Origin of the sequence: Actinomadura sp. NTSP31 (assembly GCF_041951385.1) — a bacterium.
Taxonomy (GTDB): domain Bacteria; phylum Actinomycetota; class Actinomycetes; order Streptosporangiales; family Streptosporangiaceae; genus Spirillospora; species Spirillospora napierensis.
The window spans coordinates 419,004-442,820 of the sequence record NZ_JBGNUT010000001.1 but is presented as its reverse complement, the minus strand read 5'-3'; the positions used below and the strand labels follow the sequence as shown (position 1 = coordinate 442,820).

Annotated in this window: 23 protein-coding genes; 13 read left to right on the top strand and 10 right to left on the bottom strand. The window is 73.2% G+C overall.

Going from position 1 to position 23,817, the window contains the following annotated elements; all coding sequences use genetic code 11:
• Window positions 1–6 precede the first annotated feature (6 nt).
• The 4 genes from ACA514_RS01915 (at window position 7) to ACA514_RS01900 (ending at window position 4,208) form a co-directional block, all read left to right on the top strand.
• Window positions 7–963 (top strand): DNA polymerase domain-containing protein, encoded by a 957-nt coding sequence (locus ACA514_RS01915; RefSeq protein ID WP_375039197.1) that lies wholly within the window; start codon window positions 7–9, stop codon window positions 961–963.
• A gap of 123 nt (window positions 964–1,086) precedes the next feature.
• Window positions 1,087–2,448 carry a cytochrome ubiquinol oxidase subunit I gene (locus ACA514_RS01910; protein ID WP_375039378.1) on the top strand — a complete coding sequence of 454 codons (1,362 nt, stop codon included), beginning with the start codon at window positions 1,087–1,089 and terminating at the stop codon, window positions 2,446–2,448.
• Between the two features lie 3 nt (window positions 2,449–2,451).
• A complete protein-coding gene (locus ACA514_RS01905; RefSeq protein ID WP_375039196.1) occupies window positions 2,452–3,453 on the top strand; it encodes a cytochrome d ubiquinol oxidase subunit II in 1,002 nt (333 codons plus the stop codon).
• Between the two features lie 80 nt (window positions 3,454–3,533).
• On the top strand, window positions 3,534–4,208 hold the full coding sequence (locus ACA514_RS01900; protein WP_375039195.1) for an esterase/lipase family protein: 675 nt from the start codon (window positions 3,534–3,536) through the stop codon (window positions 4,206–4,208).
• 79 nt (window positions 4,209–4,287) lie between these two features.
• On the opposite strand, the gene ACA514_RS01895 is transcribed toward ACA514_RS01900, so the two are convergent.
• The 9 genes from ACA514_RS01895 to ACA514_RS01855 form a co-directional block, all read right to left on the bottom strand.
• A complete protein-coding gene (locus tag ACA514_RS01895) occupies window positions 4,288–5,142 on the bottom strand; it encodes a geranyl diphosphate 2-C-methyltransferase (protein ID WP_375039194.1) in 855 nt (284 codons plus the stop codon).
• 82 nt (window positions 5,143–5,224) lie between these two features.
• On the bottom strand, window positions 5,225–6,541 hold the full coding sequence (locus ACA514_RS01890; protein ID WP_375039193.1) for a family 2 encapsulin nanocompartment cargo protein terpene cyclase: 1,317 nt from the start codon (window positions 6,539–6,541) through the stop codon (window positions 5,225–5,227).
• Window positions 6,542–6,763: 222 nt separating this feature from the next.
• Window positions 6,764–7,657, bottom strand: coding sequence for a TauD/TfdA dioxygenase family protein (locus tag ACA514_RS01885; protein WP_375039192.1), 894 nt, complete (start codon window positions 7,655–7,657; stop codon window positions 6,764–6,766).
• A 15-nt stretch (window positions 7,658–7,672) separates the two neighbouring features.
• Window positions 7,673–8,506, bottom strand: a complete 834-nt coding sequence (locus ACA514_RS01880; RefSeq protein WP_375039191.1) for an ABC transporter permease — start codon at window positions 8,504–8,506, stop codon at window positions 7,673–7,675.
• A complete protein-coding gene (locus tag ACA514_RS01875) occupies window positions 8,503–9,312 on the bottom strand; it encodes an ABC transporter ATP-binding protein (RefSeq protein WP_375039190.1) in 810 nt (269 codons plus the stop codon). Before ACA514_RS01875 ends, ACA514_RS01880 begins: the two co-directional genes overlap by 4 nt.
• A complete protein-coding gene (locus ACA514_RS01870; protein WP_375039189.1) occupies window positions 9,309–10,373 on the bottom strand; it encodes an ABC transporter substrate-binding protein in 1,065 nt (354 codons plus the stop codon). Before ACA514_RS01870 ends, ACA514_RS01875 begins: the two co-directional genes overlap by 4 nt.
• A gap of 337 nt (window positions 10,374–10,710) precedes the next feature.
• Window positions 10,711–10,992, bottom strand: coding sequence for a DUF6295 family protein (locus tag ACA514_RS01865; protein ID WP_375039188.1), 282 nt, complete (start codon window positions 10,990–10,992; stop codon window positions 10,711–10,713).
• Between the two features lie 14 nt (window positions 10,993–11,006).
• Complete coding sequence (locus ACA514_RS01860; RefSeq protein WP_375039187.1) at window positions 11,007–11,708, bottom strand: dienelactone hydrolase family protein; 702 nt, start codon at window positions 11,706–11,708, stop codon at window positions 11,007–11,009.
• Between the two features lie 124 nt (window positions 11,709–11,832).
• Window positions 11,833–12,663, bottom strand: a complete 831-nt coding sequence (locus tag ACA514_RS01855) for an undecaprenyl-diphosphate phosphatase (RefSeq protein WP_375039377.1) — start codon at window positions 12,661–12,663, stop codon at window positions 11,833–11,835.
• 334 nt (window positions 12,664–12,997) lie between these two features.
• On the opposite strand from ACA514_RS01855, the gene kdpF reads away from it, so the two are divergent.
• From kdpF to ACA514_RS01820, 7 genes are all read left to right on the top strand, one after another.
• Window positions 12,998–13,087 carry a K(+)-transporting ATPase subunit F gene (gene kdpF / locus ACA514_RS01850; protein WP_285914484.1) on the top strand — a complete coding sequence of 30 codons (90 nt, stop codon included), beginning with the start codon at window positions 12,998–13,000 and terminating at the stop codon, window positions 13,085–13,087.
• Window positions 13,087–14,748, top strand: a complete 1,662-nt coding sequence (gene kdpA / locus ACA514_RS01845) for a potassium-transporting ATPase subunit KdpA (protein ID WP_375039186.1) — start codon at window positions 13,087–13,089, stop codon at window positions 14,746–14,748. Before kdpF ends, kdpA begins: the two co-directional genes overlap by 1 nt.
• On the top strand, window positions 14,748–16,847 hold the full coding sequence (gene kdpB, locus ACA514_RS01840; RefSeq protein ID WP_375039185.1) for a potassium-transporting ATPase subunit KdpB: 2,100 nt from the start codon (window positions 14,748–14,750) through the stop codon (window positions 16,845–16,847). The genes kdpA and kdpB overlap by 1 nt, the downstream gene beginning before the upstream one ends.
• The gene (locus ACA514_RS01835; protein ID WP_375039184.1) at window positions 16,847–17,734 is read left to right on the top strand and encodes a potassium-transporting ATPase subunit C; all 888 of its coding nucleotides are present in this window, start codon (window positions 16,847–16,849) and stop codon (window positions 17,732–17,734) included. The genes kdpB and ACA514_RS01835 overlap by 1 nt, the downstream gene beginning before the upstream one ends.
• A gap of 16 nt (window positions 17,735–17,750) precedes the next feature.
• Window positions 17,751–20,264 carry a DUF4118 domain-containing protein gene (locus ACA514_RS01830; protein WP_375039183.1) on the top strand — a complete coding sequence of 838 codons (2,514 nt, stop codon included), beginning with the start codon at window positions 17,751–17,753 and terminating at the stop codon, window positions 20,262–20,264.
• On the top strand, window positions 20,261–20,938 hold the full coding sequence (locus tag ACA514_RS01825; protein ID WP_375039182.1) for a response regulator: 678 nt from the start codon (window positions 20,261–20,263) through the stop codon (window positions 20,936–20,938). The genes ACA514_RS01830 and ACA514_RS01825 overlap by 4 nt, the downstream gene beginning before the upstream one ends.
• 115 nt (window positions 20,939–21,053) lie before the next feature.
• A complete protein-coding gene (locus ACA514_RS01820) occupies window positions 21,054–21,581 on the top strand; it encodes an HU family DNA-binding protein (RefSeq protein WP_375039181.1) in 528 nt (175 codons plus the stop codon).
• Window positions 21,582–21,593: 12 nt separating this feature from the next.
• Here the strand turns inward: ACA514_RS01820 and ACA514_RS01815 are convergent, their stop codons facing one another.
• Window positions 21,594–22,106 (bottom strand): cupin domain-containing protein, encoded by a 513-nt coding sequence (locus ACA514_RS01815; protein ID WP_375039180.1) that lies wholly within the window; start codon window positions 22,104–22,106, stop codon window positions 21,594–21,596.
• Between the two features lie 131 nt (window positions 22,107–22,237).
• Between ACA514_RS01815 and ACA514_RS01810 the strand changes: the two genes are divergently transcribed.
• Both ACA514_RS01810 and ACA514_RS01805 read left to right on the top strand, forming a co-directional pair.
• Window positions 22,238–22,741, top strand: coding sequence for a SigE family RNA polymerase sigma factor (locus ACA514_RS01810; RefSeq protein WP_375039179.1), 504 nt, complete (start codon window positions 22,238–22,240; stop codon window positions 22,739–22,741).
• Window positions 22,742–22,743: 2 nt separating this feature from the next.
• Window positions 22,744–23,793: a hypothetical protein gene (locus ACA514_RS01805; protein WP_375039178.1), complete on the top strand. Its 1,050-nt coding sequence runs from the start codon at window positions 22,744–22,746 to the stop codon at window positions 23,791–23,793.
• Window positions 23,794–23,817 lie beyond the last annotated feature (24 nt).

Sequence of the window (23,817 nt, the reverse complement as noted above, 5' to 3'; positions counted from 1 at the left end):
GGGGGTGTGAGCGCAGAAGAGGAGCGGGACGGGGTCCGGCTGACCAATCTCGACCAGCCGCTGTTCGACGGGGCCGAGGCGACCAAGCGCGACCTGGTCGACTACCTCGACGCCGTCGCCGACCGGCTCGTCCCGCGGCTGGCGGGCCGTCCGCTGTCGGTCATCCGCGTGCTGCGCGGCCAGAAGCCGTTCATGCAGAAGAACCTGCCCAAGTACACGCCGCCGTGGGTGCGCCGCGTCACCGTGTGGGCCGAGACGTCGCAGCGCGAGGTGTCCTACGCGCTGTGCGACGACCGCCGGACGCTGCTGTGGTTCGCCAACCAGCGCGCGGTCGAGTACCACCCGCCGCTCGTCCGCGCCGGCGAGCCCGCCCTCCCCACCCACCTCGTGATCGACATCGACCCGCCCGAGGGCGGCCCGTTCTCCGCCGTCGTCGGCGCCGCCCGCCTGGTGCGCCGCGCGCTCGGCGACTGCGGGCTCGACGGCGCGGTGAAGACCAGCGGGTCCAAGGGCGCGCACGTGTTCGTCCCGCTCGACGGCCGGACGGCCGCCGACGACGCCGCGGCGGCGACCCGCGCGCTCGCGGCCCGCGCCGAACGCCTCGACCCGGCGCTCGCCACCACCGCGTTCATCCGCGAGGACCGCGCCGGCAAGGTCTTCCTCGACTCGACCCGGGCGGGCGGCGCGACCGTCGCCGCCGCCTACAGCCCGCGCATCCGGCCCGGCACCCCGGTGTCGTTCCCCGTCCCCTGGGACGACCTCGACGCCGCCGATCCCCACGCCTTCACCGTCCGCACGGCGGCCCGCCTGCTCGCCGATGGCGACCCCTGGGCCGAGCTGATGCCCGCCGCGCGCCCGCTCCCCGCCGACCTGGTCGAGGAGGGGCACACCATCCCGATCGCCCGCGTCCAGGCGATGCACGAGGGCAAGCGCCGGGCCCGCGCCCGCCGCGCCCAGGGCTGACGCCCGGAATGGTCAACGGCCGCCCATGATCGTCCCGGCCGCCGCGTCGCCGCGCGGCGCCCCGGGTACGACCCCGCCGGACCGATGCGCGGACGGAATCCGGGGGAGCGGCACGTGACCGTGATGGGGCAGCTGGCGGCCGGCGCGACCCCCGGCGACCTGGTGGCCGCGCGGACGCAGATGGCGGTCTCGCTCGGCTGGCACATCGTGCTGGCCTGCCTCGGCGTCGGCATGCCCGCCATCACCCTGATCGCCGAATGGCGCGGCCACCGCACCGGCGACGCGAACTACCGGCTGCTCGCCCGCCGGTGGGGCCGCGCGATGGGCGTGCTGTTCGCCGTCGGCGCCGTGTCCGGAACGATCCTGTCGTTCGAGATGGGCCTGCTGTGGCCCGGCATGATGGGCGTCTACGGGCAGGTCATCGGGCTGCCGTTCTCGCTGGAGGGCATCGCGTTCTTCATCGAGGCGATCTTCCTCGGCCTCTACCTGTACGCGTGGGACCGGCTGAGCCCGGTGAAGCACCTGCTGTCCGGCGTGCCGATCGTCGTCGCCGGCGTGCTCAGCGCGTTCTTCGTGGTGACCGCGAACGCGTGGATGCAGGCGCCCGTCGGCTTCCGGGCGGTCAACGGCCGCATCGTGGAGGTGCACCCCTGGCGGGCCATGTTCAACCCGTCGTTCCCGTCCCAGACCGTCCACATGATCCTCGCCGCGTTCATGGTCGCCGGGTTCGGCATCGCGTCGGTGTACGCGGTGGCGATGCTGCGCGGGCGCCGCGACCGCTACCACCGGCTCGGCCTGCTCCTTCCGTTCACCGTCGCCGCCGTCGTCGCGCTGCCGCAGGTCGTCGTGGGCGACTGGGCGGCGCGGTTCGTCGCCGACCACCAGCCGATCAAGCTCGCCGCGATGGAGGGCGTGTTCGACAGCGCGCGCGGCGTCCCGCTGCACATCGCCGGTGTCGCGATCGACGGCAGGCTGCGCTACGCGCTCGGGATCCCCGACGGGCTGTCGCTGCTGGCGCACGCCGACCCGCACGCCGAGATCATCGGGCTGAACACGGTGCCGCCCGCCGACCGCCCGCCGGTGAACATCGTGCACTGGGGCTTCCAGGTGATGGTCGGCCTCGGTCTCGCGATGCTGCTGCTGGCAGTCTGGCTCGGCGTGTCCTGGTGGCGCCGCCACGACATGCCCCGCACCCGGTGGTTCCTGCTGGCCACCTCGGTGTCGGGCCTCGCCGCGGTCGGCGCGCTCGAAGCCGGGTGGGCGGTGACGGAGGTCGGCCGGCAGCCGTGGATCGTGTACGGGGTCCTGCGGACGGCCGACGCCGTCAACCCGGCGCCCGGCCTGGTCTGGGGCGCCGTGCTGGTCGGGGCCGTGTACGCCGTGCTCACCGTCGCGTCGGTGTACGTGCTGCGGCGCATGGCCCGCGACAAGCCCGTGCCGATCGCGCCGCAGGAGCAGGACGTCACCGGATTCACGGTGGTCTGACCCGTGGCGGCCGCGATCCTGCTCGCCGTGCTGTGGATCGGCCTCAGCGCCTACGTGCTGTTCGCCGGCGCCGACTTCGGCGGCGGCGTCTGGGACCTGCTCGCCGGCGGCAGCGAGCGCGGCCGCCCGCAGCGGGCCCAGATCGAGCACTCCATCGGCCCGGTGTGGGAGACCAACCACGTCTGGCTGATCTTCGTCCTCGTGGTCGCCTGGACGGGCGTGCCGGCGGTGTTCGCGGCGCTCGCCTCCACCCTCTACATCCCGCTGACGCTCGCCGCGCTCGGCATCATCGCGCGCGGCGCCGCGTTCGCGTTCCGCAAGGCCAGCACGGCGCTGTGGCAGCAGCGGCTGTTCGGCTTCACCTTCGCGTTCTCCTCGCTCGTCACCCCGTTCTTCCTCGGCACGGTGGCGGGCGCGATCGCCTCCTTCCGCGTCCCGCCGGGGCCGGCGAAGGGCGACCTCGTGACGAGCTGGGTGAACCCCACCTCGCTGATCAGCGGCGGTCTCGCCGTCGGCGTCGCCGCCTACCTCGCCGCCGTCTACCTCACCCGGGACGCCGAGCGCGGCGGGCACCCCGAGCTGTCCGAGCGGTTCCGGCGGCGGGCGCTGGCCGCGGGCGCGGTGGTGGGCGTCCTGTCGGGCGGCGGCCTCGCCGTCCTGCACGCCGACGCCCCGCGGCTGTTCACCGGGCTGACCTCCGGACGCGGGCTGCCGCTGCTCGTGGTGTCGATCGCGGCGGGGATCGCGTCGATCGTCCTGCTGTGGCGGCGCGCGTACGTCGCCGTCCGCGCCACCGCCGCGCTCGCCGTCGTCGGCCTGCTGTGGGGATGGGGCGTCGGCCAGTACCCGCACCTGCTGCCCGGCGTCGACCTGGACCAGGCCGCGGCCACCGACTCCGTCCTCGTCGCGAGCCTCGCCTCCCTCGGCGTCGGCGCGCTGCTGCTCCTGCCGTCGCTCTGGTGGCTCTACGCGACGTTCCAGCGTGAGCAGGCACCGGAGGCGTGAGACCGGTGATTTCGCCGATGCGGTGACCGGCGGCCGCACCGACACTCGGTGACGAAACCCCCACCCCCGAGGAGGAGCAGATGCGCCGGATTCTCGGCACACTCCTGACGGCGGCGGTCACCGTGCTCGGTGCCGTCGTCGGCGTGAGCGCGCCCGCGCATGCGGCCGGGCACACGCCCGTGGTCTTCGTCCACGGCTACACCGGCAGCGCGTCCAACTGGGTCACCGCGGAGGCGGTGTTCGCCGCGGCCGGCTACAGCAGCAACGAGATGTTCGCCTTCAACTACAACTCCTACGGCGACAACAAGACCAACGCGGCCAGCCTGGCCTCCTACGTGAACCAGGTGCGGGCGCAGACCGGCGCGTCCAAGGTCGACATCGTGAACCACTCCATGGGCGGCCTCGTCAGCTGGTGGTACATCAAGCAGCTCGGCGGCCAGCAGTACGTGCGGCACCTGGCCTCCCTCGCCGGCGCCAACCACGGCACCACCGCCGCCTACGCCTGCCTGACGTTCGTCACCTGCCAGCAGATGTCGCCCGGCTCGTCGTTCATCCAGACGCTGTCCGCCGGTGACGAGACGCCCGGCGACACCAGGTACGCCACCTGGTACTCGCCGTGCGACGGCGTCATCAACCCCTACACCAGCACCATGCTCAGCGGCGCCACCAACAACTACGTGCCCTGCGAGAACCACCTCACCTACCTCACCGACACGGTGGTGCTGAGCTCCGTCCGCACCTTCCTGGCGAGCTGACGCCCGCGCCTCCCGCCCCGATCGGAAAGCCCGCGGCCCGCCGGTGCCCCCACCGGCGGGCCGCCCCCCTCTCCGGAGATCAGACCCGGTCGGCCGCGATGAGCAGGTACTGGAAGCTGCCGCCCTTGTAGGCGTCCAGGAACGCCGCCTCGATGCCGGTCGCCAGCGTCGACTTGGCCCGCAGCTCCCAGTAGGGGATCGTCGCGGCCGTGAGGTCGACGACGCTCACCGGGACGAGCCGGTTCGCCGCCATCTCCCGGAAGTAGGTGCTGCGCGGGTGGATGTCGCAGATGTAGTGCGCGTTGATCTCGCTGACGGCCCGCGAGGGGAGCCCGTAGGCGTCGTTGTAGCAGCCGGTGATGCACACGTAGCGGCCGCCGCGCCTCAGCAGCCTCGAGTGCTCGGCGAACAGCAGGCCGAGTTCCACGTACATCGTGCTCTCGTTGTTCCAGATCGCCTGGAACGCCCCCGTCTCGAAGCCGGTGTCCAGCATGTTCTTGAAGTGGAACCGCACCTTGTCGGCCACGCCGCGCCGCTCGGCCTGCTCGTTGGCGAACGCGACCTGCGCCTCGGAGATCGACACCCCGTCCACCCGGCAGCCGAACCGCTGGTTGGCCACCAGGCTGGACCCGCCGCGGCCGGACCCGGCGTCCATCAGCCGGTCGGACGCCTTGACCGGGGCGAGGTGGCTCATCAGCAGGTCCGCCTGGGCGCTCTCCAGCCGGTGCAGCTCGGCGATGGTCCGCTCCTCGCGGGTCTCGGCCGGGCCGTCCATCACCGTCCAGTCCACGGCGCCGATGCCGTAGTGGTGGTGGTAGATGCCGTCCACCTCGCCGAGCCGCAGATTGACCGGGTTGCGCTCGGCGTTCCAGTACTCCGCCACCGAGTGCTGGTAGAGGCTGCTGAGGACCGGGGACTCCTGGGTCGCGGTCATATCCGGTGATCCTTTCTCGTGGGTTCGGGTCATCGGTGCTGGTCGGCGGGTGGGGCGGGGAGCGGGGCGGGGGAGCCGGGCGTCACTTGTAGCGGTCGGAGGCGCCGTGCCATTCGAGGCAGCCGCCCATCCAGCTCTGCACGCCGAGCAGGAAGCGCTGCAGCTCGGCGGACGGGACCGAGGCCAGCTCCCGCTGGCTGGCCTCGAAGCCGCGGACGAAGTCGTTGTGCATCGCCACGGCCGTCCGGACCGCGTCCTCGAGCGGGCAGCCCTCCTCCTCGGCGATCAGCAGGACCACGTTGCAGTCCGGCAGGTCGTCGGCGGCCTCGCGCTCCACCGAGTGCAGGTCGTTGACGATGACCGAGGCGGTGCCCGCCTGCATCACCGCGCGGTGCACGCGCGGCTCGTAGAACAGGTCGGCGTCCAGCTGGTAGCCGCCGACGACGTCGATCAGCGTCATGGACGTGTAGAAGCTGTCGTGCTGGCGGGCGGCGAGGTAGCGCCACACCGGCGGCAGTTCGCCGAGGTGCCGCCAGGCCGCGTAGGCGGTCCAGCTCACGTACATCTGGAACGTGGTGTTGAGGATCCGCATGAGCTGCGACGGCCCGGAGTGGCGCTTCAGGTGCCCGGTGGCCGAGCGCAGCGCGACCAGGACGGGATCGGACCGCACGGCCTCGTCCAGCCGGGCGCTGTACCCGCCCGCGTCCGGCGGCGGGTCCATCGCCGACATCACCAGCGCCAGCCGCGGCGGCAGCTCGGTGGGGGTGGCGCCGAGGTCGCTCTCGTCGGCGTAGTAATCGTCGCACGCCCACCACGCGGCGTTCATCTTGGCGGCGAGCAGCAGCGCGTCGACGTCGTCGGTCTCGGGGTGGGCGAGGACGGCCAGCCGCCCGAACCCGGTGTCGCGGAACTTCTCCAGCTGGTCGGCGTAGATCCCGACCTCGCCGGCCCATTCGACGAGCCGGTCGTTGACTACGCGGGCGAGGTCGTCGTCGATCCGCGCGGTCAGCGGGCAGTACAGCGGCGGGAACGAGCCATCGCCCCACTCGCGCTCGGCATAACCCGGCGAGAAGAGGCCGCCCAGGCGGGTCGGGCTCGGCAACGGCGTCGGCAGGACCGGGAGTGCGGCTTCCGGCTCCGGGACGCCCGGCCGGGGGGTTTCCGGCGCGAGGGCGTCAGGGGCGAGGGCGTCCGGCGAGGGCGTCACCGGGGCTGGGACGGACGGCGGGGGCGGGGCCGTGCGGAGCGCGTCCAGGATGCGCGCCGCCGACGTGCCGAGGCCGCTGGGCCCGGACGGCAACCGGCTCGCCCGCCCGGCCGCCGCGCCGTCGGCCCCGGACGTGCGCGGCGGCCCGTCCGTCCCGCAGCCGGGTCCGCGGGCAACGCTGCACTCGTCCATCGTCGGTCCCCTCGCTGGATCATGGCGTGGTCGGCCGGAACCAGTTACTCACAGCTTCAGGGTGACTACAACAGGCAATGACCTTGCCTTGGGGTGACAGCATGTAAGCGGACGGGCACCTTCGCCGGCGGCCGTGGCGGCGGGATCCTCGACGGGGGCGGAAAAGGCGCCGTGCCAGGGCCGGGAGGCCTGGCACGGCGCCTTACGGACGTCAGGCGGACGTCAGGCGGCGGCGGTGGCGGCCGCGGCCGGGGTGTAGTGCCCGGCGTCGTCGCCCTGGATGATGTAGCTGGTTTCGCCGTCCACGCCCACCGGCGCGTCGCCGGCGACGGTGACGCGGTGCAGCGTGCGCGGCAGGTCGCCGTAGTCGTCCGGCGCGTAGTGCTGGGTGATGCGGTTGTCGAACAGCACGAGGTCGCCCGGATTCCACGCCACCCGCACGATGTTCTCCGGCCGCGTCACGTACCGCTGCAGCAGCCGCAGGATGTCGCGCGACTCGGTGCCGGACAGCCCCACGATCTTCTGCGCGAACCCGCCGATGAACAGGCCGCGCTCACCCGTCTCCGGATGCACCCGCACGACCGGGTGGGCCGTCTCGTAGCGGCGGGCGGTGAACACCTTGCGGTACTCCAGCGCCTTGTCGGTGTTGCTGCGCGGCACCGCGTAGTCGTAGTCGTTGGTGTGCACGGCCCACAGCCGGTCGGCGAAGTCCCGCAGCTGCTCGGGCAGGTCCCGGTAGGCGGCGGCGGAGTTGGCGATGAGCGTGTTGCCCCCGTACGGCGGGACGACCAGGGCGCGCAGCGTGCTGAGCTTCGGCGGCGTCCGGACGAACGTGACGTCGGTGTGCCAGTTGTTGGACCGGATGCCCTCCTCGCCGTTCACGGGGAGGATGTCGGGCTGCCCGTCCACGGACGGGACGGTCGGATGCGCCCTGGTCAGCTCCCCGAACCGGGCGGCGAAGCGGAGCTGGCCCTCGTCGTCGAGGCCGGCGCCCCGGAACACCAGCACCTTGTGGGCCAGCAGCGCGTCGTTGACCTCGTCGAAGGGCAGCTCGTTCGGGTCGGTGCCGGTGTACTCGGCTCCGATGCGGCCGCCGATGCGGCGGAAATCGGTCATGGTCCTCTCCCTTGTCTAGCGGCGGGCGGTGGGGTCGGCCAGCCGCAGCAGCAGCCGCAGCAGGCCGTCGAAGGCGAAGCCGAGCACGGCGATCTCGGCGATCCCGCTGAAGATCAGCGGCGTCTGGAGGTAGTTGCCGGCCTGCAGGATCAGGTAGCCGACGCCGCCGGTGGCGGCGATCATCTCGGCGGCGATGATGGCGGTCCACGCGCCGCCCATCGCGATCCGCATCCCGGTGATGACGCCGGGCACCGCCGCGCGCAGCCGCACGTGCAGCATCGTGTGCAGCTGCGAGGCGCCCAGGCTGCGGCTGGCGTTCAGCAGGTCGGACGGGACGGCGTCGAGCGCGCCGAGCGTCGCGACCGTCACGATCGGCAGCACCCCGAAGAAGATCAGCGCGATCTTCGAGGTCTCGCCGATGCCGAACCACACCACCAGCAGCGGGATGAACGCGATCGGCGGCAGCGGCCGCATGATCGCGATGAGCGGGTCGGCCAGCTCGCGGACCACCCGGATCCCGGCCATGGACGCGCCGAGCGCGAGGCCGGCGGCGGTGCCGAGCAGGAACCCGGTGAGGATCCGCCCGGTGCTGATCAGCGCGTCCGCGACGAGCGTCTTGCCCTGCACCTCCGGATACGGCTTGCCGAGGTACTCGGCGAGCGTCCGGGCGGTCTCGGTGACGGTCGGCAGCGTGACGGTGTCGCCGATCACGAGCGCGGCGAGCTGCCAGACCATCAGGGCGAGGGCGATCGCGCCGGCGCCGGTCCACACCCGCCGCCACGAGCGCGGCCGGCGGGCCGGCCGGGCGGGGGAGGCGGTGGCCGCGGGGGCCTCGGCCGTGGTCGTCATCGCTCCAGCACCTCCCGGATGCCGCGCTTGGCGTTCACGAACGCGAGCGTCTCGGTGTCCTCGTAGGCGCGGGGCCGCGGCAGCTCGATGTCGATGACGTCCTTGGTGCCGCCGGGCGGCGCGGACAGCACGCACACCCGGTCGCCGAGCAGGGCCGCCTCCTCCACGTCGTGCGTGACGAACACGATGGTGGTGCGGTGCTTCTGCCACAGCTCCAGCAGGAACCGCTGCATGGCGGCGCGGGTGATGGCGTCCAGCGCGCCGAACGGCTCGTCCATCAGCAGCACGCCCGGCCGGTTGACCAGCACCCGCGCGAACGCGGCGCGGTGCCGCATCCCGCCGGACAGCTCGTGCGGGTAGGCGTCGCGGGCGTCGGCGAGCCCGACGGTGTCCAGCAGCCGCTCGGCCTCCTCCCGCACGCGCGGGGTCAGCGCGCCGCGCGCCTTCGGCCCGTACAGGACGTTCTGCCAGGTCGTCAGCCACGGGAACAGGTTCGGCGTCTGGAACAGCACGCCCCGGTCGTGGCCCGGGCCGGTGACCGGCCGGTCGCCGACCAGCACCTCGCCGGAGTCGGCGGCGGTGAACCCGGCGATGATGTTCAGCAGCGTCGACTTGCCGCAGCCGGACGGCCCGAGCAGGCACAGGAACTCGCCGGGCCGCACGTCCAGGGTCACCCCGTCCAGCGCGGGACGCCCCGGCCGGCGCCGCCGGCTGAAGGTCTTGCGGACGTCCCGCAGCCGCACCCCGGCCGGCTCGTCGGCGGCGTCCGCCGCGGCGATCGCGGGGCTCGTTTCGACGGCGCTCATTTGCAGCCTCCCGACTGGGCCTTGTCCCAGAAGCTCGGGTCGATGTGCTGGGCGATCTTCTGCGGGTCCGGCACGCTCTTGGCGCGGCCCTGCGTGACGAGGAACTCGGCCGTCAGCTTGAAGTTCTGGGCGAGCCGGCCGGTCGCGGACGTCCCGTCCGGGCCCTTCAGCCACGACGCCTCTTCCGAGGCGGGGATGTAGGGGTAGGTCTTCGTCGCGGCGATCGCGTCCTCCGGCGTGACGCCGACGAACTTGGCCGCGGGGCGGATGTAGCGCTCGGCCTGCGGGCCCTTCACGAGCGTCTCCGCCTTCGACATCTGGCAGACGAGCGCCTGCACCACGTCCGGGTGCTGCCGCGCGTACTGCGAGGACACCGCGAGCATGTTGACCGCCGCGAATCCGAGCGTGGCGATGTCGGTGGACCGCACCAGCACCCGGGCCTTGTGCTTCTCCAGTTCGAGCAGGAACGACTGGCTGATGTAGACCGAGTCGATCTTCCCGGACTTCCAGGCGGCGGCCTCGGCGGCCTCGCTGGCGAAGCCGGCGACCTGCACCTTGTCGGCCAGGCCCCGCGTCTTCAGCCAGCCGCGCAGCTGGAAGTCCAGCGTGGACCCGACCAGCACGCCGACCTTCCGCAGGTCGCCCGGTCCCTTGATCTTGCCGTTCACGGCCAGGCCGGAGGCGTCGATGCCCTCGACGTACACGGCCGTCACGTCGGTGCCGTTGGTGAAGGCGCCGGTGAACGGCGGGTTGCCGACCCCGGCGACGAACGGGAACGCGCCGGCGCGCAGCTGGGCCATGCCGGCGACGCCGCTGTCGATCGGCCGGAGCTGGATCGTTCCGGGCACCTTGCTTGCCAGGTCCTTGTTCGCCACCACGACCGACTCGGGCCCGGCGACGGCGCCCTGGAAGTAGCCGATCTTGATGGCGCTCGTGGCGCCCCGCGCGGAGGCCCCGCAGCCGGCGGCGGCCGGCACGAGCGCGACGGCGGCCGCGACCGCGCCGAGCAGGGGCTTGGTGAGCAGGGGTTTCGTGGGCAGGGGTGTGCTGAATCTGTGCATGGAGGGACGCGTTCCTCGTGCAGGGGCGGCGTGCGCGCCGCGGTGACGGCGCGCGGCCTCGGGGGACGGGACGGGCGGGCGGAGCTCCGCGGGCGGGTCCTCGGCGGAGGCCGCGGGCGGATCGTCAGGCCGGACAGCGCGCGGCCGTCACGCGGAGCAGGTCCACGTGGCGGCGGCGGACGAGGCGGGGCCGGAGGCGCATGCCGGTATGAGAACACGGCGGGCACCCACTATGCAACTATTCCGACCGATTTACTATGAAATACCCGGTGGCGGGCGCCGTCCGGGCCCGCCCCGGCGTCCATCCGCCGGCGTGCGGGGGAGGTGCGGCGTGCGCTCAGGCGCCGCGCGGCCCGGCGGCGGCCATGCCGGGCGGGGCCGACGCGAGGGCCTTCTGGATGGCCTCGACGAGCGCGAGCGCAGCCTCCTCCGTCAGCTCGACCGCGACCCGCGCGGACGGCCCGTCGGACGGGTTCGTGAAGTCGATGTTCAGCGTGTGCTCGTTCGTCGAGTGGAACGGGTGGTCGACGTAGACCGCCCCGTCCGTCAGCGTGAACCAACCGGACGCGCCCTTGGCGGCCCCGGCCAGCTCGACCTTGTGGGTCTGGTAGGTGCACATGCGGGGGTCCTCCTTCAGGACGCGAGGTGCCGGCCGTAGAAGTCGAGGATCCGTTTCCAGCCGTCGACGGCGGCCTCGGGCCGGTAGGAGGTCCGCTCCACGGAGAAGAACGCGTGCCCGGCGCCCGGGTAGCTGTGGAACTCGTGCTCCTTGCCGAGCCTGGTCAGCTCCGTGTCCAGCTCGGCGACCTCGTCGGGCGCGGGGAACCTGTCGTCCTCGCCGAACAGCCCGAGCAGCGGGCAGGACAGGTCGCCGGCCTTGGAGATCAGCGACGTGGCCTGCAGCGGGAAGTCCGCGGGCGGGTCCTTCACCACGAAGGCGCCGTAGCAGTCGACGGCCGCGTCGAGGTCCAGCGACACCGCCGCCAGGAACGCCTGCCGGCCGCCCGAGCAGTAGCCGATCACGCCGACCTTGCCGTTGGCGCCCTCCAGCGAGTTGAGGTGCGCGGCGGCGCCGGCGACGTCCCCGACGAGCTGCTCGTCGGGGCTGACGCCCTCGCCCTCCCGCGAGTACAGGTTCGGGCAGATCGCCGCGTACCCGCGGGCGGCGAAGGTGCGGGTGATCTGCTTGGTGCCCTCGTCGTAGCCGGGCAGGTGGTGGATCACGACCACGCCGCCGCGCGGCCGGTCGCCGAGCGGGCGGGCCAGGTACGCCTCGAGCCCGGCCTTCCCGTGGCCGGTGATCGTGACGGTCCCGGCCTGCATCTGGTCTGTCATGTCAGCGCAACGCTCCGTATGCGGATGGGGACACGGTCGGACGCGCGGTCCGCGGCCGGCCGTGCGGACGGTCGCCAGTCTGCCGCACGGCGGTGTCGAAGATCACGGGCACCCCCCGGCCCGGTCAGCCGTTCAGCGTCCCGGCCCCGAGCAGCCCGAACAGCAGCAGGCCGATCACGACCCGGTACACCACGAACGCGGTGAAGGTGTGCCGCGCGACGAACCGCAGCAGCCAGGCGATCGAGGCGTAGGCGACCACGAACGACACGGCGGTGCCGATCGCGAGCGGCAGCGCGCCCTCGCCGGACCCGAGGGCGCCGGGCAGCTCGTACAGGCCGGCGCCGGTCAGCGCGGGGATGCCCATGAAGAACGAGAGGCGGGTGGCGGCGAGGCGGTCGAGGTTCAGCAGCAGCCCCGTCGAGATCGTCGCGCCGGACCGGGAGAAGCCGGGGAACAGCAGCGCGAGGATCTGCGAGGAGCCGACGAGCATCGCGTCGCGGAAGCCGGTGTCGTCCTCGCCGCGCTTGTTGCGGCCGAACCGGTCGGCGAGCCACATCACGGCGCTGCCGGCGATCAGCGAGCCGGCCACCACCCACAGCGAGGCGAGCGGCCCCTCGATGAGCGGCTTGGCGGCGACCCCGACGATGACGACGGGGACGGTGGCGAAGATGACCCACCACGCGAACTTGTAGTCGTGGTGGTACCGCTCCTCCTTGTTCGCCAGGCCCCGGAACCAGGCCCGGACGATCCGGACGATGTCGGCGAAGAAGTAGACCAGGACGGCGGCGATGGCGCCGACCTGGATGACGGCGGTGAACCCGACGACGCCCTTGTCGTCCACCGGGACGTCCATCAGTCCCTCGACGATCTTCAGGTGCCCGGTCGAGGACACCGGCAGGAACTCGGTCAGGCCCTCGACGATGCCGAGGACGACGGACTGCCCGACGTTGATCACGCTCAATGGACGGTTCCCTCACGCCTCGTCACCGGCTCGGTGACGCGAGCCTACTCCCGCCCGCGCCGGGCCGGACATGACTGGCCGGAGCCGGGCGTGCCGCCGCGGCGGGCCCGTGTCCCCGGGGCGTGACGGGGGCGTGCCGGGGCGTCCCGGGGCGGGCGCGTAGCGAACGCGTGAAGATCGGGCGCGGGGGCGTAGGGAACGCGTCAAGAAGCCGTATTTGCCCTGGTTGCAGGTGTTTTCTGAGGCTCATGACTGATCTGCTGCTCGTGGCGCTGACCGTCGCGGTCTTCGCGCTGCTCGGCCTGGTCGCGAAGGCGGTGGGGCGGCTGTGACCGTCGACAACGCCGTCGGCCTGGTGCTGGCCGTGCTCCTCGTGGTCTTCCTGATCGCGGCACTGCTGTTCCCGGAGCGGTTCTGATGGGAGCCACGACCGCGGGGGTCGTCTTCATCGGCTCCCTGCTGCTCGCGCTGGCCGCCGTCCACGTGCCGCTCGGCGACTACATGCACCGCGTCTACTCGTCCACGAAGCACTGGCGGGTGGAGCGCGCCCTCTACCGGACGATGGGCGTCGACCCCGGCGCCGAGCAGGCGTGGGGCGCCTATGCGCGGAGCGTGCTGGCGTTCTCCCTGGTCTCGGTGCTCGTGCTGTACGGGCTGCAGCGGCTGCAGAGCCACCTGCTGCTGAGCCTCGGCATGAAGGACGTCCCGGACCACGTCGCCTGGAACACCGCCGTCAGCTTCGTGACGAACACCAACTGGCAGTCGTACTCGGGCGAGTCCACGATGGGCCACCTGGTGCAGATGTCGGGCCTGGCCGTGCAGAACTTCGTGTCGGCGGCCGTCGGCATGGCCGTCGCGATGGCGTTCGTCCGCGGCCTCGCGCGGCGCCGCACCGGGAATCTCGGCAACTTCTGGGTGGATCTGACCCGCGGCGTCCTGCGGATCCTGCTGCCGATCGCCGTCGTCGCCGCCGTGGTGCTGGTCGCAGGCGGTGTTGTGCAGAACTTCGCCGATCCGCACACGGTCGGCACCCTCGCCGGGCACCCCCAGACCATCACCGGCGGGCCGGTCGCCTCCCAGGAGGCGATCAAGGAGCTCGGCACCAACGGCGGCGGGTTCTACAACGCCAACTCCGCGCACCCGTTCGAGAACCCGACCGCCTGGACGAACTGGATCGAGATCTTCCTGCTGGTGGTCATCGCCTCCGCGCTGCCCCGCACGTTCGGCCGGATGGTCGGGCAGAAGCGGCAGGGCTACGCGATCGCGGCGGTGATGGGCGTGCTCGCGGTGCTGAGCATCTGCGCCACCACGGCCGCGCAGGTCGCGCACCACGGCACCGTCCCGCAGGCGGTCGGGGCGGCGTCCGAGGGCACCGAGACGCGGTTCGGGATCGTCGGCTCGGCGATGTTCGCCACCGCCACCACGCTCACCTCGACCGGGGCCGTCGACTCCTTCCACGACTCCTACACCAGCCTCGGCGGCGGCATGGCGATGCTGAACATGATGCTCGGCGAGGTCGCGCCGGGCGGGGTGGGATCCGGCCTGTACGGGATGCTGATCCTGGCGATCATCACGGTGTTCGTGGCGGGACTGATGGTCGGCCGGACGCCGGAGTACCTCGGCAAGAAGATCGGCGCCCGGGAGATGAAGCTGGCGTCGCTGTACTTCCTCGTCACCCCGGCGCTCGTGCTGGTCGGGACGGCGGTCGCGATGGCGTTCCCCGGGCCGCGCTCATCCATGCTGAACGGCGGCCCGCACGGCTTCTCCGAGGTGCTGTACGCCTTCACCTCCGCGTCCAACAACAACGGTTCGGCCTTCGCGGGCCTCACCGTGAACACCCCGTTCTACGACGTCGCCCTCGGGCTGGCGATGCTGCTCGGCCGCTTCCTGCCGATCGTCGTGGTGCTGGCGCTCGCCGGGTCGCTGGCCCGGCAGACGCCCGTCCCGGTCTCCGCCGGGACGCTGCCGACGCACCGCCCCCAGTTCGTCGGCATGGTCGCCGGCGTGACGCTCGTCCTCGTCGCGCTCACGTTCTTCCCGGCGCTGGCCCTCGGCCCGCTGGCAGAAGGGATCCGCTGATGTCCACCTCTGTACGTTCCGGCAGGGTCCCGCCCGCCGTCCGGGCCGCGCTCCCGGACGCGTTCCGCAAGCTCGACCCGCGGGCGATGTGGCGCAACCCGGTGATGCTGATCGTGGAGATCGGCGCGGTCTGGACGACGGTCCTCGCCGTCCGCGACCCGTCGGCGTTCGCGGTCGCGACCGCGGTGTGGCTGTGGCTGACCGTACTCTTCGCGAACATGGCCGAGGCGGTCGCCGAAGGCCGCGGCAAGGCGCAGGCCGACTCGCTGCGCCGCACCCGCCAGGACACCGCCGCCCGCCGCCTCACCGGCTGGAAGCCCGGCACCGGGGAGGGCTCCGAGGAGGAGGTGCCGGCCACCGAGCTGCGGCGGGGCGACATCGTCGTGGTCGAGGCCGGGCAGACCGTGCCCGGTGACGGCGACGTCGTCGAGGGCATCGCCAGCGTGGACGAGTCGGCGATCACCGGCGAGTCCGCACCGGTCATCCGCGAGTCCGGCGGCGACCGCAGCGCCGTCACCGGCGGCACCCGCGTGCTGTCCGACCGGATCGTCGTGAAGATCACCCAGAAGCCCGGCGAGTCGTTCGTGGACCGGATGATCGCGCTGGTGGAGGGCGCGTCGCGGCGCAAGACGCCGAACGAGATCGCGCTGAACATCCTGCTCGCCGCGCTGACCGTCGCGTTCCTCATCGCCACCGCCACGCTCCAGCCGTTCGCGATCTTCGCGTGGGCGCAGCACCCCGGCGCGTCCGCCGGCGCTGCGCTCGGCCCGCACGGCGTCACCGGGATCGTCCTGGTGTCGCTGCTGGTCTGCCTGATCCCGACGACTATCGGGGCGCTGCTGTCGGCGATCGGCATCGCGGGCATGGACCGGCTGGTGCGGCGCAACGTCCTCGCCATGTCCGGACGCGCCGTCGAGGCGGCCGGCGACGTCAACACGCTGCTGCTGGACAAGACCGGCACGATCACCCTCGGCGACCGGCAGGCGTCGGAGTTCATCCCGGTCGGCGGCGTGACCGCCGCCGAGCTGGCCGACTCCGCGCAGCTGTCGAGCCTGGCGGACGAGACCCCGGAGGGCCGCTCGGTCGTGGTGCACGCCAAGACCGCGTACGGGCTGCGCGAACGGCACCCGGGGGAGCTGGCGCACGCCGAGTGGATCCCGTTCGCCGCGCAGACCCGGATGTCCGGCGTCGACATCGACGGCCGGCGGCTCCGCAAGGGCGCCGCGAGCGCGGTGTCCGCGTGGATCCGTGAGCAGGGCGGCACCGTCCCGCCCGAGCTCGGGGGAGTGGTCGACGGCATCTCGGCGTCCGGCGGCACGCCGCTGGTCGTCGGCGAGGCCGAGGACGGCGGCAAGGCGCGGGTGCTCGGCGTCGTCCACCTCAAGGACGTCGTGAAGCAGGGCATGCGGGAGCGGTTCGCGCGCATGCGCGCCATGGGCATCCGGACGGTCATGGTCACCGGCGACAACCCGCTGACCGCCAAGGCCATCGCCGACGAGGCGGGCGTGGACGACTTCCTCGCCGAGGCCAGGCCGGAGGACAAGATGGCCCTGATCAAGAGCGAGCAGGCCGGCGGCCGGATGGTCGCGATGACCGGCGACGGCACCAACGACGCGCCCGCGCTCGCCCAGGCCGACGTCGGCGTCGCCATGAACACCGGCACCTCGGCCGCCAAGGAGGCCGGGAACATGGTCGACCTGGACTCCGACCCGACCAAGCTCATCGAGATCGTGGAGATCGGCAAGCAGCTGCTCATCACCCGCGGCGCGCTGACGACCTTCTCGATCTCCAACGACATCGCCAAGTACTTCGCGATCATCCCGGCGCTGTTCGCCGGGCTCTACCCGGGCCTGGACACGCTCAACGTCATGCGGCTGCACAGCCCGCAGTCGGCGATCCTGTCCGCCGTCGTGTTCAACGCGCTGGTGATCGTCGCGCTGATCCCGCTGGCGCTGCGCGGCGTCCGGTACCGGCCGGGATCGGCGTCCAAGCTCCTCAACCGCAACCTGCTCGTCTACGGGCTCGGCGGCGTCGTGGCCCCGTTCGCCGGGATCAAGGCCGTCGACCTGCTCGTCCAACTCGTTCCGGGGATCTCCTGATGGGCATGTTCCAGAACCTGCTGCGCCGGCACGCCGCCGCGCTGCGGGCACTCCTCGTCCTCACCGCCGTCTGCGGCGTCCTGTACCCGCTGGCCGTCACCGCGATCGCGCAGCTGCCGGGGCTGAAGGCCAAGGCCGACGGGTCCTACGTCGGCGCGGACGGCCGCCGGGTCGGCAGCGCCCTGATCGGGCAGCTGTTCACCGACGTGCAGGGACGGCCGCTGAAGCAGTACTTCCAGAGCCGCCCGTCGGCCGCGGGCGACGGCTACGACCCGGCCTCGTCCGGCGCGAGCAACCTCGGCCCGGAGAACGTCGTCGACACCGCGGACGGCCCGAGCCTGCTGTCCCAGGTGTGCGCGCGCAGCAAGGCCGTCGGTGAGCTGGAGGGCGTGGACGGCCGCCGCCCCTACTGCACGCCAGGCGGGGCGGGTGCGGTGCTGGCCGTGTCCGGCCCCCGCGACGCCGCCGGGACCGTCGCCCACCCGACCCGTGTGATCAGCGTCAACGAGCCCTGCCCGGCGACGCCGTTCCGGTCCGAATACCGTGGTGTCAGGGTGCGATGCGCCGCCGCTGGACAGGATTACCGCGAGAGCGTGATCGTGCCCGTGCGGGGGGACGCCCCGACCCGTCCGGTTGTCCCGTCCGACGCCGTCACCGCCAGTGGCAGCGGCCTGGACTCCGGCATCTCGCCCGCCTACGCACGGCTGCAGGCCCCGCGCATCGCCCGCGAGCGCGGCCTGACGACCGCGCGGGTCGACCGGCTGATCGTGGCCGCCACCACCGGGCGCGCCGCCGGGTTCATGGGCGACCCGGCGGTGAACGTCCTGAAGCTCAACATCGCACTCGACAGAATCTCGAAGAACAGGGCGGCCCCCTTCCGGGGCTGAGAAGGGAGAGGTGACCATGGGCAGGGGGCAGCTCCGCGTCTACCTCGGGGCCGCCCCCGGCGTGGGCAAGACCTACGCCATGCTCTGCGAGGGGCGCCGGCGGCTGGAGCGCGGCACCGACGTCGTCGTCGGCTACGTCGAGACGCACGGCCGGCCGCGCACCGCCGCGCTGCTGGACGGCCTGGAGATCGTCCCGCGCCGCACCGTGACCCACCGCGGCGCGGCCTTCACCGAGCTGGACGCGCAGGCCGTGATCGACCGGGCCCCGGCGGTCGCGCTGATCGACGAGCTCGCGCACACCAACGTCCCCGGCGGCCGGGACGGCAAGCGCTGGCAGGACGTCGAGCGGATCCTCGACGCCGGCATCGACGTGATCTCCACGGTGAACGTCCAGCACCTGGAGTCGGTCAACGACGTCGTGGAGGAGATCACCGGGGTCGCGCAGCGCGAGACGCTGCCGGACGAGGTGGTCCGCCGCGCCGACCAGGTGGAGCTGGTGGACATGGCGCCGGAGGCGCTGCGCCGCCGGATGGCGCACGGCAACGTGTACGCGCCCGAGAAGGTCGACGCGGCGCTGTCGAACTACTTCCGCGTCGGCAACCTCACCGCGCTACGCGAACTGGCGCTGCTGTGGCTGGCGGGCAAGGTCGACGAGCAGCTCGACCGGTACCGCGCCGACCACGGCATCGCCCGCACGTGGGAGGCCCGCGAGCGCGTCGTGGTCGCCCTCACCGGCGGCCCCGAGGGCGACACGCTGATCCGCCGCGCCGCCCGCATCGCCGACCGCACCAAGGGCACCGACCTGCTGGCCGTGCACGTCACCCGCGGCGACGGGCTGGCCGGCGCCGGACCGGCGCTGCTCGCCCGCCAGCGCAACCTCGTCGAGGGCCTCGGCGGCACCTACCACCAGGTCGTCGGCGACGACGTGCCGCGCGCCCTGCTGGAGTTCGCCCGCGCGGTGAACGCCACGCAGCTGGTCATGGGGGTGTCGCGGCGCAGCCGGCTGTCGCGGGCGCTGCTCCCGGGCGTCGGCGTCACCACGACCGCGCTGTCCGGGCCGATCGACGTGCACATGGTCACCCACGAGCACGCGCACCGGAGCCTGCGGCGGCCCCAGGACGGCGGCCCGAACCTGCCGCTGCGGCGCCGCCTCAGCGGGTACGCGCTCGCGGTCCTCGGCCTTCCGCTGCTCACCGTCGCGCTGACCGCGCTGCGCGAGTCGTTCTCGCTGCCGACCCAGATCATGTTCTTCCTCGCGGCGGTCGTCGCGGTCGCGCTCGCGGGCGGGCTGTGGCCGGCGCTGCTGGCCGCCGTCGCGGGCTCGCTGCTGCTCAACTTCTTCTTCGCGCCGCCGCTGCACACCCTCACCATCGCCCAGCACGAGAACCTGATCGCGCTCGCGGTGTTCCTGCTGGTCGCGGCCGGGGTCAGCGGGGTGGTGGACCTCGCCGCGCGGCGCTCGCGGGAGGCCGCCCGGTTCGGCGCGGACGCCGAGGTGCTGTCCACCCTCGCCGGGAACGTGCTGCGCGGCGAGCGCGAGCTCGACGCGCTGCTCGGCCGGCTCCGCGAGACGTTCGGCCTCGACTCGGTGACGCTGCTGGAGCGCACCGGGGACCCGCCGCGCTGGCAGGTCGTCACCACCGCCGGCGGGCGGCCCTGCACCGCCCCGGAAGAGGGCGACACCGAGATCCCCGTCGGCGACGACCTCGCCCTCGCCCTGCGCGGGCGCCCGCTGCCCGCCGGGGACCGGCGCGTCCTGGAGGCGTTCGCCGCGCAGGCCGCCGCCGCGCTGCGGCGCCGCCGGCTGGAGGCCGAGGCCGAGCGGGCCCGCCCGCTGGAGGCCGTCGACCGGATGCGCACCGCGCTGCTCAGCGCCGTCAGCCACGACCTGCGCACCCCGCTGTCGTCCGCCAAGGCCGCCGTCGAGAGCCTGCGCAACACCGAGATCGACTGGACGGCCGAGGAGCGCGCCGAGCTCGCCGACACCGCCGGGGAGTCCCTCGACCGGCTCGACCGGCTCGTCGCCAACCTGCTCGACATGAGCCGCCTCCAGGCGGGCGTGCTCGGCATGGCCGCCCGCCCGCTCGCGCTGGACGAGGTCGTGCCGCGCGCGCTGGACGAGATCGGCGCCGCCGCCCGGCACGTCAGCGTCGCGATCCCCGGCGACCTGCCCGAGATCGAGGCGGACCCGGCGCTGCTGGAACGGGTGCTGGTCAACCTGATCTCCAACGCGCTGCGCTACAACCCGCCGGGCCCGCCCGTCCTGATCACGGCGGGGGCGCTGCGGGACCGGGTCGAGCTGCGGATCGCCGACCGCGGCCCCGGCATCCCGGCCGCCGACCGGGACCGGGTCTTCCAGCCGTTCCAGCGGCTGGACGACCGCGACAACCACACCGGCGTCGGGCTCGGCCTCGCCCTGGCGCGCGGCCTCACCGAGGCGATGGGCGGGGAGCTGATCCCCGAGGACACCCCCGGCGGCGGCCTGACGATGATCGTCGTGCTGCCGGCCGGGGAGAATGGAGCGTCATGACGCGCGTGCTGGTGGTCGACGACGAACCGCAGATCCTGCGGGCGCTGCGCATCAACCTGCGCGCCCGCCACTACGAGGTGGAGACCGCCGCGGACGGCACCACCGCGCTGCGCCGCGCCGGCGACTGGCATCCCGACCTGGTCGTGCTGGACCTCGGGCTCCCCGACATCGAGGGCCTGGAGGTGATCCACGGGCTGCGCGGCTGGACCCGCACCCCGATCATCGTGCTGTCCGGCCGGGCCGGCAGCCAGGACAAGGTCGAGGCCCTGGAAGCCGGTGCCGACGACTACGTCACCAAGCCGTTCACCATCGAGGAGCTGATCGCCCGGATCCGCGCGGTCGGCCGCCGTGCCGCGCCCGGCGAGGAGGCGCCGACCGCCGCCGTCGGCGCGCACACCGTCGACCTCGCCGCCAAGACCATCACCGCGCGGGACGGCACGCCCGTCCGGCTCACCCCGACCGAATGGCACCTGCTGGAGATCCTGCTGCGCAACCCCGGCAAGCTCATCAGCCAGGGCCAGCTGCTCACCGAGGTGTGGGGCCCGTCCTACACCCGCGAGACGCACTACCTGCGGCAGTACATGGCCCAGCTGCGCCGCAAGCTGGAGCCGGACCCGACCCGCCCCCGCCACCTGCTCACCGAACCCGGCATGGGCTACCGCTACCAACCGTGACCCCGGCCGGCGTCCCGTCCCGCGGCCGGCCTGGAAATCCGGCCGTATCCAGGGATTTCGGCGGTCACGCTGGGCTAACCTGAGCGCACGAAACGCCGCAATGGAGGCAGGGCGCATGAATCGCAGCGAGTTGGTCAAGGCCGTGGCGGAACGGGCGGACGGCGACGAGGCGGTCGCGCGCCGGCACGTCGACGCCGTCTTCGAGGCGGTCATGGCGGCGGTGTCCGCCGGGGAACGCGTCGTCGTCACCGGTTTCGGCGCGTTCGACCGGTCCTCCCGCCCGGCGCGCAGCGCCCGCAACCCCCGCACCGGGGCGGCCGTCGAGGTGCCCGCCGCGCTCGTCCCGACGTTCCGGTTCGGCCAGACCTTCCGCAACCGCGTCGCCCAGACCACCGCCCCCAACGGGGCCGAGCCCCAGGCCGAGACCGCGCCCGCCGAGGCGGCGCGGGTCGTCGAGGACGCCCCCGCCCGTCCGAAGAAGCCGAAGAAGGGCAAGAAGGCCGCCGCCGAGAAGGCGCCTGAGAAGGTGTCGGTGAAGGCCCCGGCCAAGGCTTCGAAGAAGGGCAAGAAGGCGGCCGCCGAGAGCCCCGCGCCGAAGAAGAAGGGCGGAAAGGGCAAGGCGAGGGCCAAGAGCGGCAAGTAGCGCGCCGGCCCGTCACACCTCGTACTGGTCGTGGCGGCGGTAGAGGTCCGTCCATTCCTCATCGGTGAGCTTCCGGCCGGTCATGGTGATCTCGGCGAGTTCCTCGAAGTAGGCCTCGCGCGGCGCGCCGGGAGTGAACAGCAGGAGCATCGAGGCGGGCTCGCCCGACTCGTTGCGGAAGGCGTGGACGCCGCCTTCCGGCACGAACAGGAAGTCGCCCTGCGCGGCGTCCCGCCAGCCCGTCCCGTCGTACAGCCGGACAGTCCCGGACAGGATGTAGAACGACTCGGTGATCGTGCGGTGGAAGTGCGCGCTCGGGCCGGACGGCCGGGGCCCCATCTCCCACCGGTACAGCCCGAACGCCCCGTTGGTGGAACCGCCGGTGCCGAGGTAGTGCACCCGCGTCCCGGTGGGGGCGCCCTGCTCGTCGGGCGGCCCCATCAGCAGGTCGGGCGCGGCGCCGCCGGGCCGGAGCGCCGCGCTGCTCTCGCCGCCGCCGAAGTAGCGGGGTTCGGGATAGGACATCGTGGCTCCTGTTCTGCGCGCCGGGCGGCTCTCGTCCCCGACCCTAGCCTGGCGATGATCATGCGGTCGCCGGGCAACCGTTCCGGGGGTCCGGCCGGTAGATGTCGGCAGGAGATCTACCGGGAGGTCGGATGCGCGAGCGGCCGGAATACGCGGCGTACGTGACGGAGCGTTCGCCGCGCCTGCTGAGGACCGCCTACCTGCTCTGCCGCGACTGGGCGCAGGCGGAGGACCTGCTGCAGACGGCGCTGGTCAAGGCGTGGCGGGCGTGGCGGCGGATCGAGGACAACCCCGATCCGTACGTGTACCGGATCCTCGTCAACACGCACGCCTCGTGGGCGAAGCGGCGCTGGCGCGGCGAGCGCCCCACCGAACGGCCGCCGGACGGCCCCGACCCGGCCGACGGCATCGGCGCCGCCGAGGACAAGGCCGTGCTGTGGGCCGCGCTCGGCCGGCTCCCGCAGCGCCAGCGCGCCACGGTGGTGCTGCGCTTCTTCGAGGACCTGTCCGAACCGCAGGTCGCCGCGATCCTCGGCTGCTCGGTCGGGACGGTGAAGAGCCAGACCAGCAAGGCCCTCGCCAAGCTCCGGATCGATCCGGGCGTGCTGGCCGCCGCACCGCAGGGAGGGGAGTGACCATGGTCTACGAGCTGGAAGACCTCACCAAGGTCATGGAGGCCGAGAGCGCCCGCGGTGTCCCCTCGCCGGACCTGCTGGCCGGCGTCCGCCGCCGCGTCCGCCGCGGCGACCGCCTGCGCGCCGCCGCGGCGGCCCTCGCCGTGGTGCTGGTGGCCGGCGCGGTCTTCGGAGTGGTCCAGCGGCAGGACGGAAGCGGCCCCGGCCGGCACGCGCTGGGGCCGGTGCCGACGATGACGGGCTACACCGACCAGATCTTCCAGGAGACCGCGGGAGGCGACGACGGCATGGAGCCGCTGAAGCAGGTGCGGTTCTCGAAGATCCGGGCCAAGGCGCGGTTCACCGTCACGCCGACCGGGCCGTTCATCGGCGTCGCCCTCACGTGCTCGGGCGATTTCACGGTCTACCGGGTCGTGGGCGGCCGTTTCGAGAGTGCCGGCTGCAGCGGGGGCATGCCCGGCAGCGTCACCTCGGTCTCCGCGGTCACGCCGGGCGTCCCGATCACGCTGGAGGTCGCGGCCGTCCCGTCGAAGGGCGCCGGCCCGGGCCCGAGCGGGATGCGGTCGATGGCCGACGTCGACCGGTATCTGGCGGGCGGCGAACCGAAGCGGGGTAACTGGAGCGTCAGGGTCTACAGCGGCCGATGCGTCTCCGGCCGGTGCGACACGCCCCCGTCGCCAGGGCAGGGGCGGCTCTCGGTGACGGGGCTGACGGAGCTGGGCCGGGCGACCGGCACCGCCGACGGACGCGCCCGCACGGTGCCGCTCAAGGTGCGCGGCAAGGCGCTGCGGCTGCGGGTGACGTGCGTGGACGGCGCGGCGCACGCGGTGGTCCGGATCGCCGGCCGAGCGAAGGTCGTCGAATGCGAGGCCGCCGAGTCGGCGGGCGTCGTCTGGGACGCGGAGGCGGGGGACGGGACGGACGCCGTCGTCGTCGCCGTGCTGCCGGCCGAGGTGGCCAGGGTGCGCGGCACTGGAGACGCCGCGCTGGCGAAGGCGATGAGGGGCGTGAAGCCGGCCGGGACGTGGACGCTGGAGGTCTACGCCCGCTGAGCGCGGCGGGCCGCCGGGCCGGCG

Excerpts from the sequence above, each read along its gene's own strand:
- ACA514_RS01810 (WP_375039179.1), top strand. The coding sequence starts at position 22,238 with ATGCGCGAGCGGCCGGAATACGCGGCGTACGTGACGGAGCGTTCGCCG.
- ACA514_RS01825 (WP_375039182.1), top strand. The coding sequence starts at position 20,261 with ATGACGCGCGTGCTGGTGGTCGACGACGAACCGCAGATCCTGCGGGCG.
- ACA514_RS01885 (WP_375039192.1), bottom strand. The coding sequence starts at position 7,657 with ATGACCGATTTCCGCCGCATCGGCGGCCGCATCGGAGCCGAGTACACC.
- ACA514_RS01910 (WP_375039378.1), top strand. The coding sequence starts at position 1,087 with ATGGGGCAGCTGGCGGCCGGCGCGACCCCCGGCGACCTGGTGGCCGCG.
- kdpB (WP_375039185.1), top strand. The coding sequence starts at position 14,748 with ATGTCCACCTCTGTACGTTCCGGCAGGGTCCCGCCCGCCGTCCGGGCC.
- ACA514_RS01880 (WP_375039191.1), bottom strand. The coding sequence starts at position 8,506 with ATGACGACCACGGCCGAGGCCCCCGCGGCCACCGCCTCCCCCGCCCGG.
- kdpA (WP_375039186.1), top strand. The coding sequence starts at position 13,087 with ATGGGAGCCACGACCGCGGGGGTCGTCTTCATCGGCTCCCTGCTGCTC.
- ACA514_RS01805 (WP_375039178.1), top strand. The coding sequence starts at position 22,744 with ATGGTCTACGAGCTGGAAGACCTCACCAAGGTCATGGAGGCCGAGAGC.
- ACA514_RS01895 (WP_375039194.1), bottom strand. The coding sequence starts at position 5,142 with ATGACCGCGACCCAGGAGTCCCCGGTCCTCAGCAGCCTCTACCAGCAC.
- ACA514_RS01815 (WP_375039180.1), bottom strand. The coding sequence starts at position 22,106 with ATGTCCTATCCCGAACCCCGCTACTTCGGCGGCGGCGAGAGCAGCGCG.
- ACA514_RS01860 (WP_375039187.1), bottom strand. The coding sequence starts at position 11,708 with ATGACAGACCAGATGCAGGCCGGGACCGTCACGATCACCGGCCACGGG.
- ACA514_RS01875 (WP_375039190.1), bottom strand. The coding sequence starts at position 9,312 with ATGAGCGCCGTCGAAACGAGCCCCGCGATCGCCGCGGCGGACGCCGCC.
- ACA514_RS01890 (WP_375039193.1), bottom strand. The coding sequence starts at position 6,541 with ATGGACGAGTGCAGCGTTGCCCGCGGACCCGGCTGCGGGACGGACGGG.
- ACA514_RS01835 (WP_375039184.1), top strand. The coding sequence starts at position 16,847 with ATGGGCATGTTCCAGAACCTGCTGCGCCGGCACGCCGCCGCGCTGCGG.
- ACA514_RS01820 (WP_375039181.1), top strand. The coding sequence starts at position 21,054 with ATGAATCGCAGCGAGTTGGTCAAGGCCGTGGCGGAACGGGCGGACGGC.
- ACA514_RS01870 (WP_375039189.1), bottom strand. The coding sequence starts at position 10,373 with ATGCACAGATTCAGCACACCCCTGCCCACGAAACCCCTGCTCACCAAG.
- ACA514_RS01830 (WP_375039183.1), top strand. The coding sequence starts at position 17,751 with ATGGGCAGGGGGCAGCTCCGCGTCTACCTCGGGGCCGCCCCCGGCGTG.
- ACA514_RS01900 (WP_375039195.1), top strand. The coding sequence starts at position 3,534 with ATGCGCCGGATTCTCGGCACACTCCTGACGGCGGCGGTCACCGTGCTC.
- ACA514_RS01865 (WP_375039188.1), bottom strand. The coding sequence starts at position 10,992 with ATGTGCACCTACCAGACCCACAAGGTCGAGCTGGCCGGGGCCGCCAAG.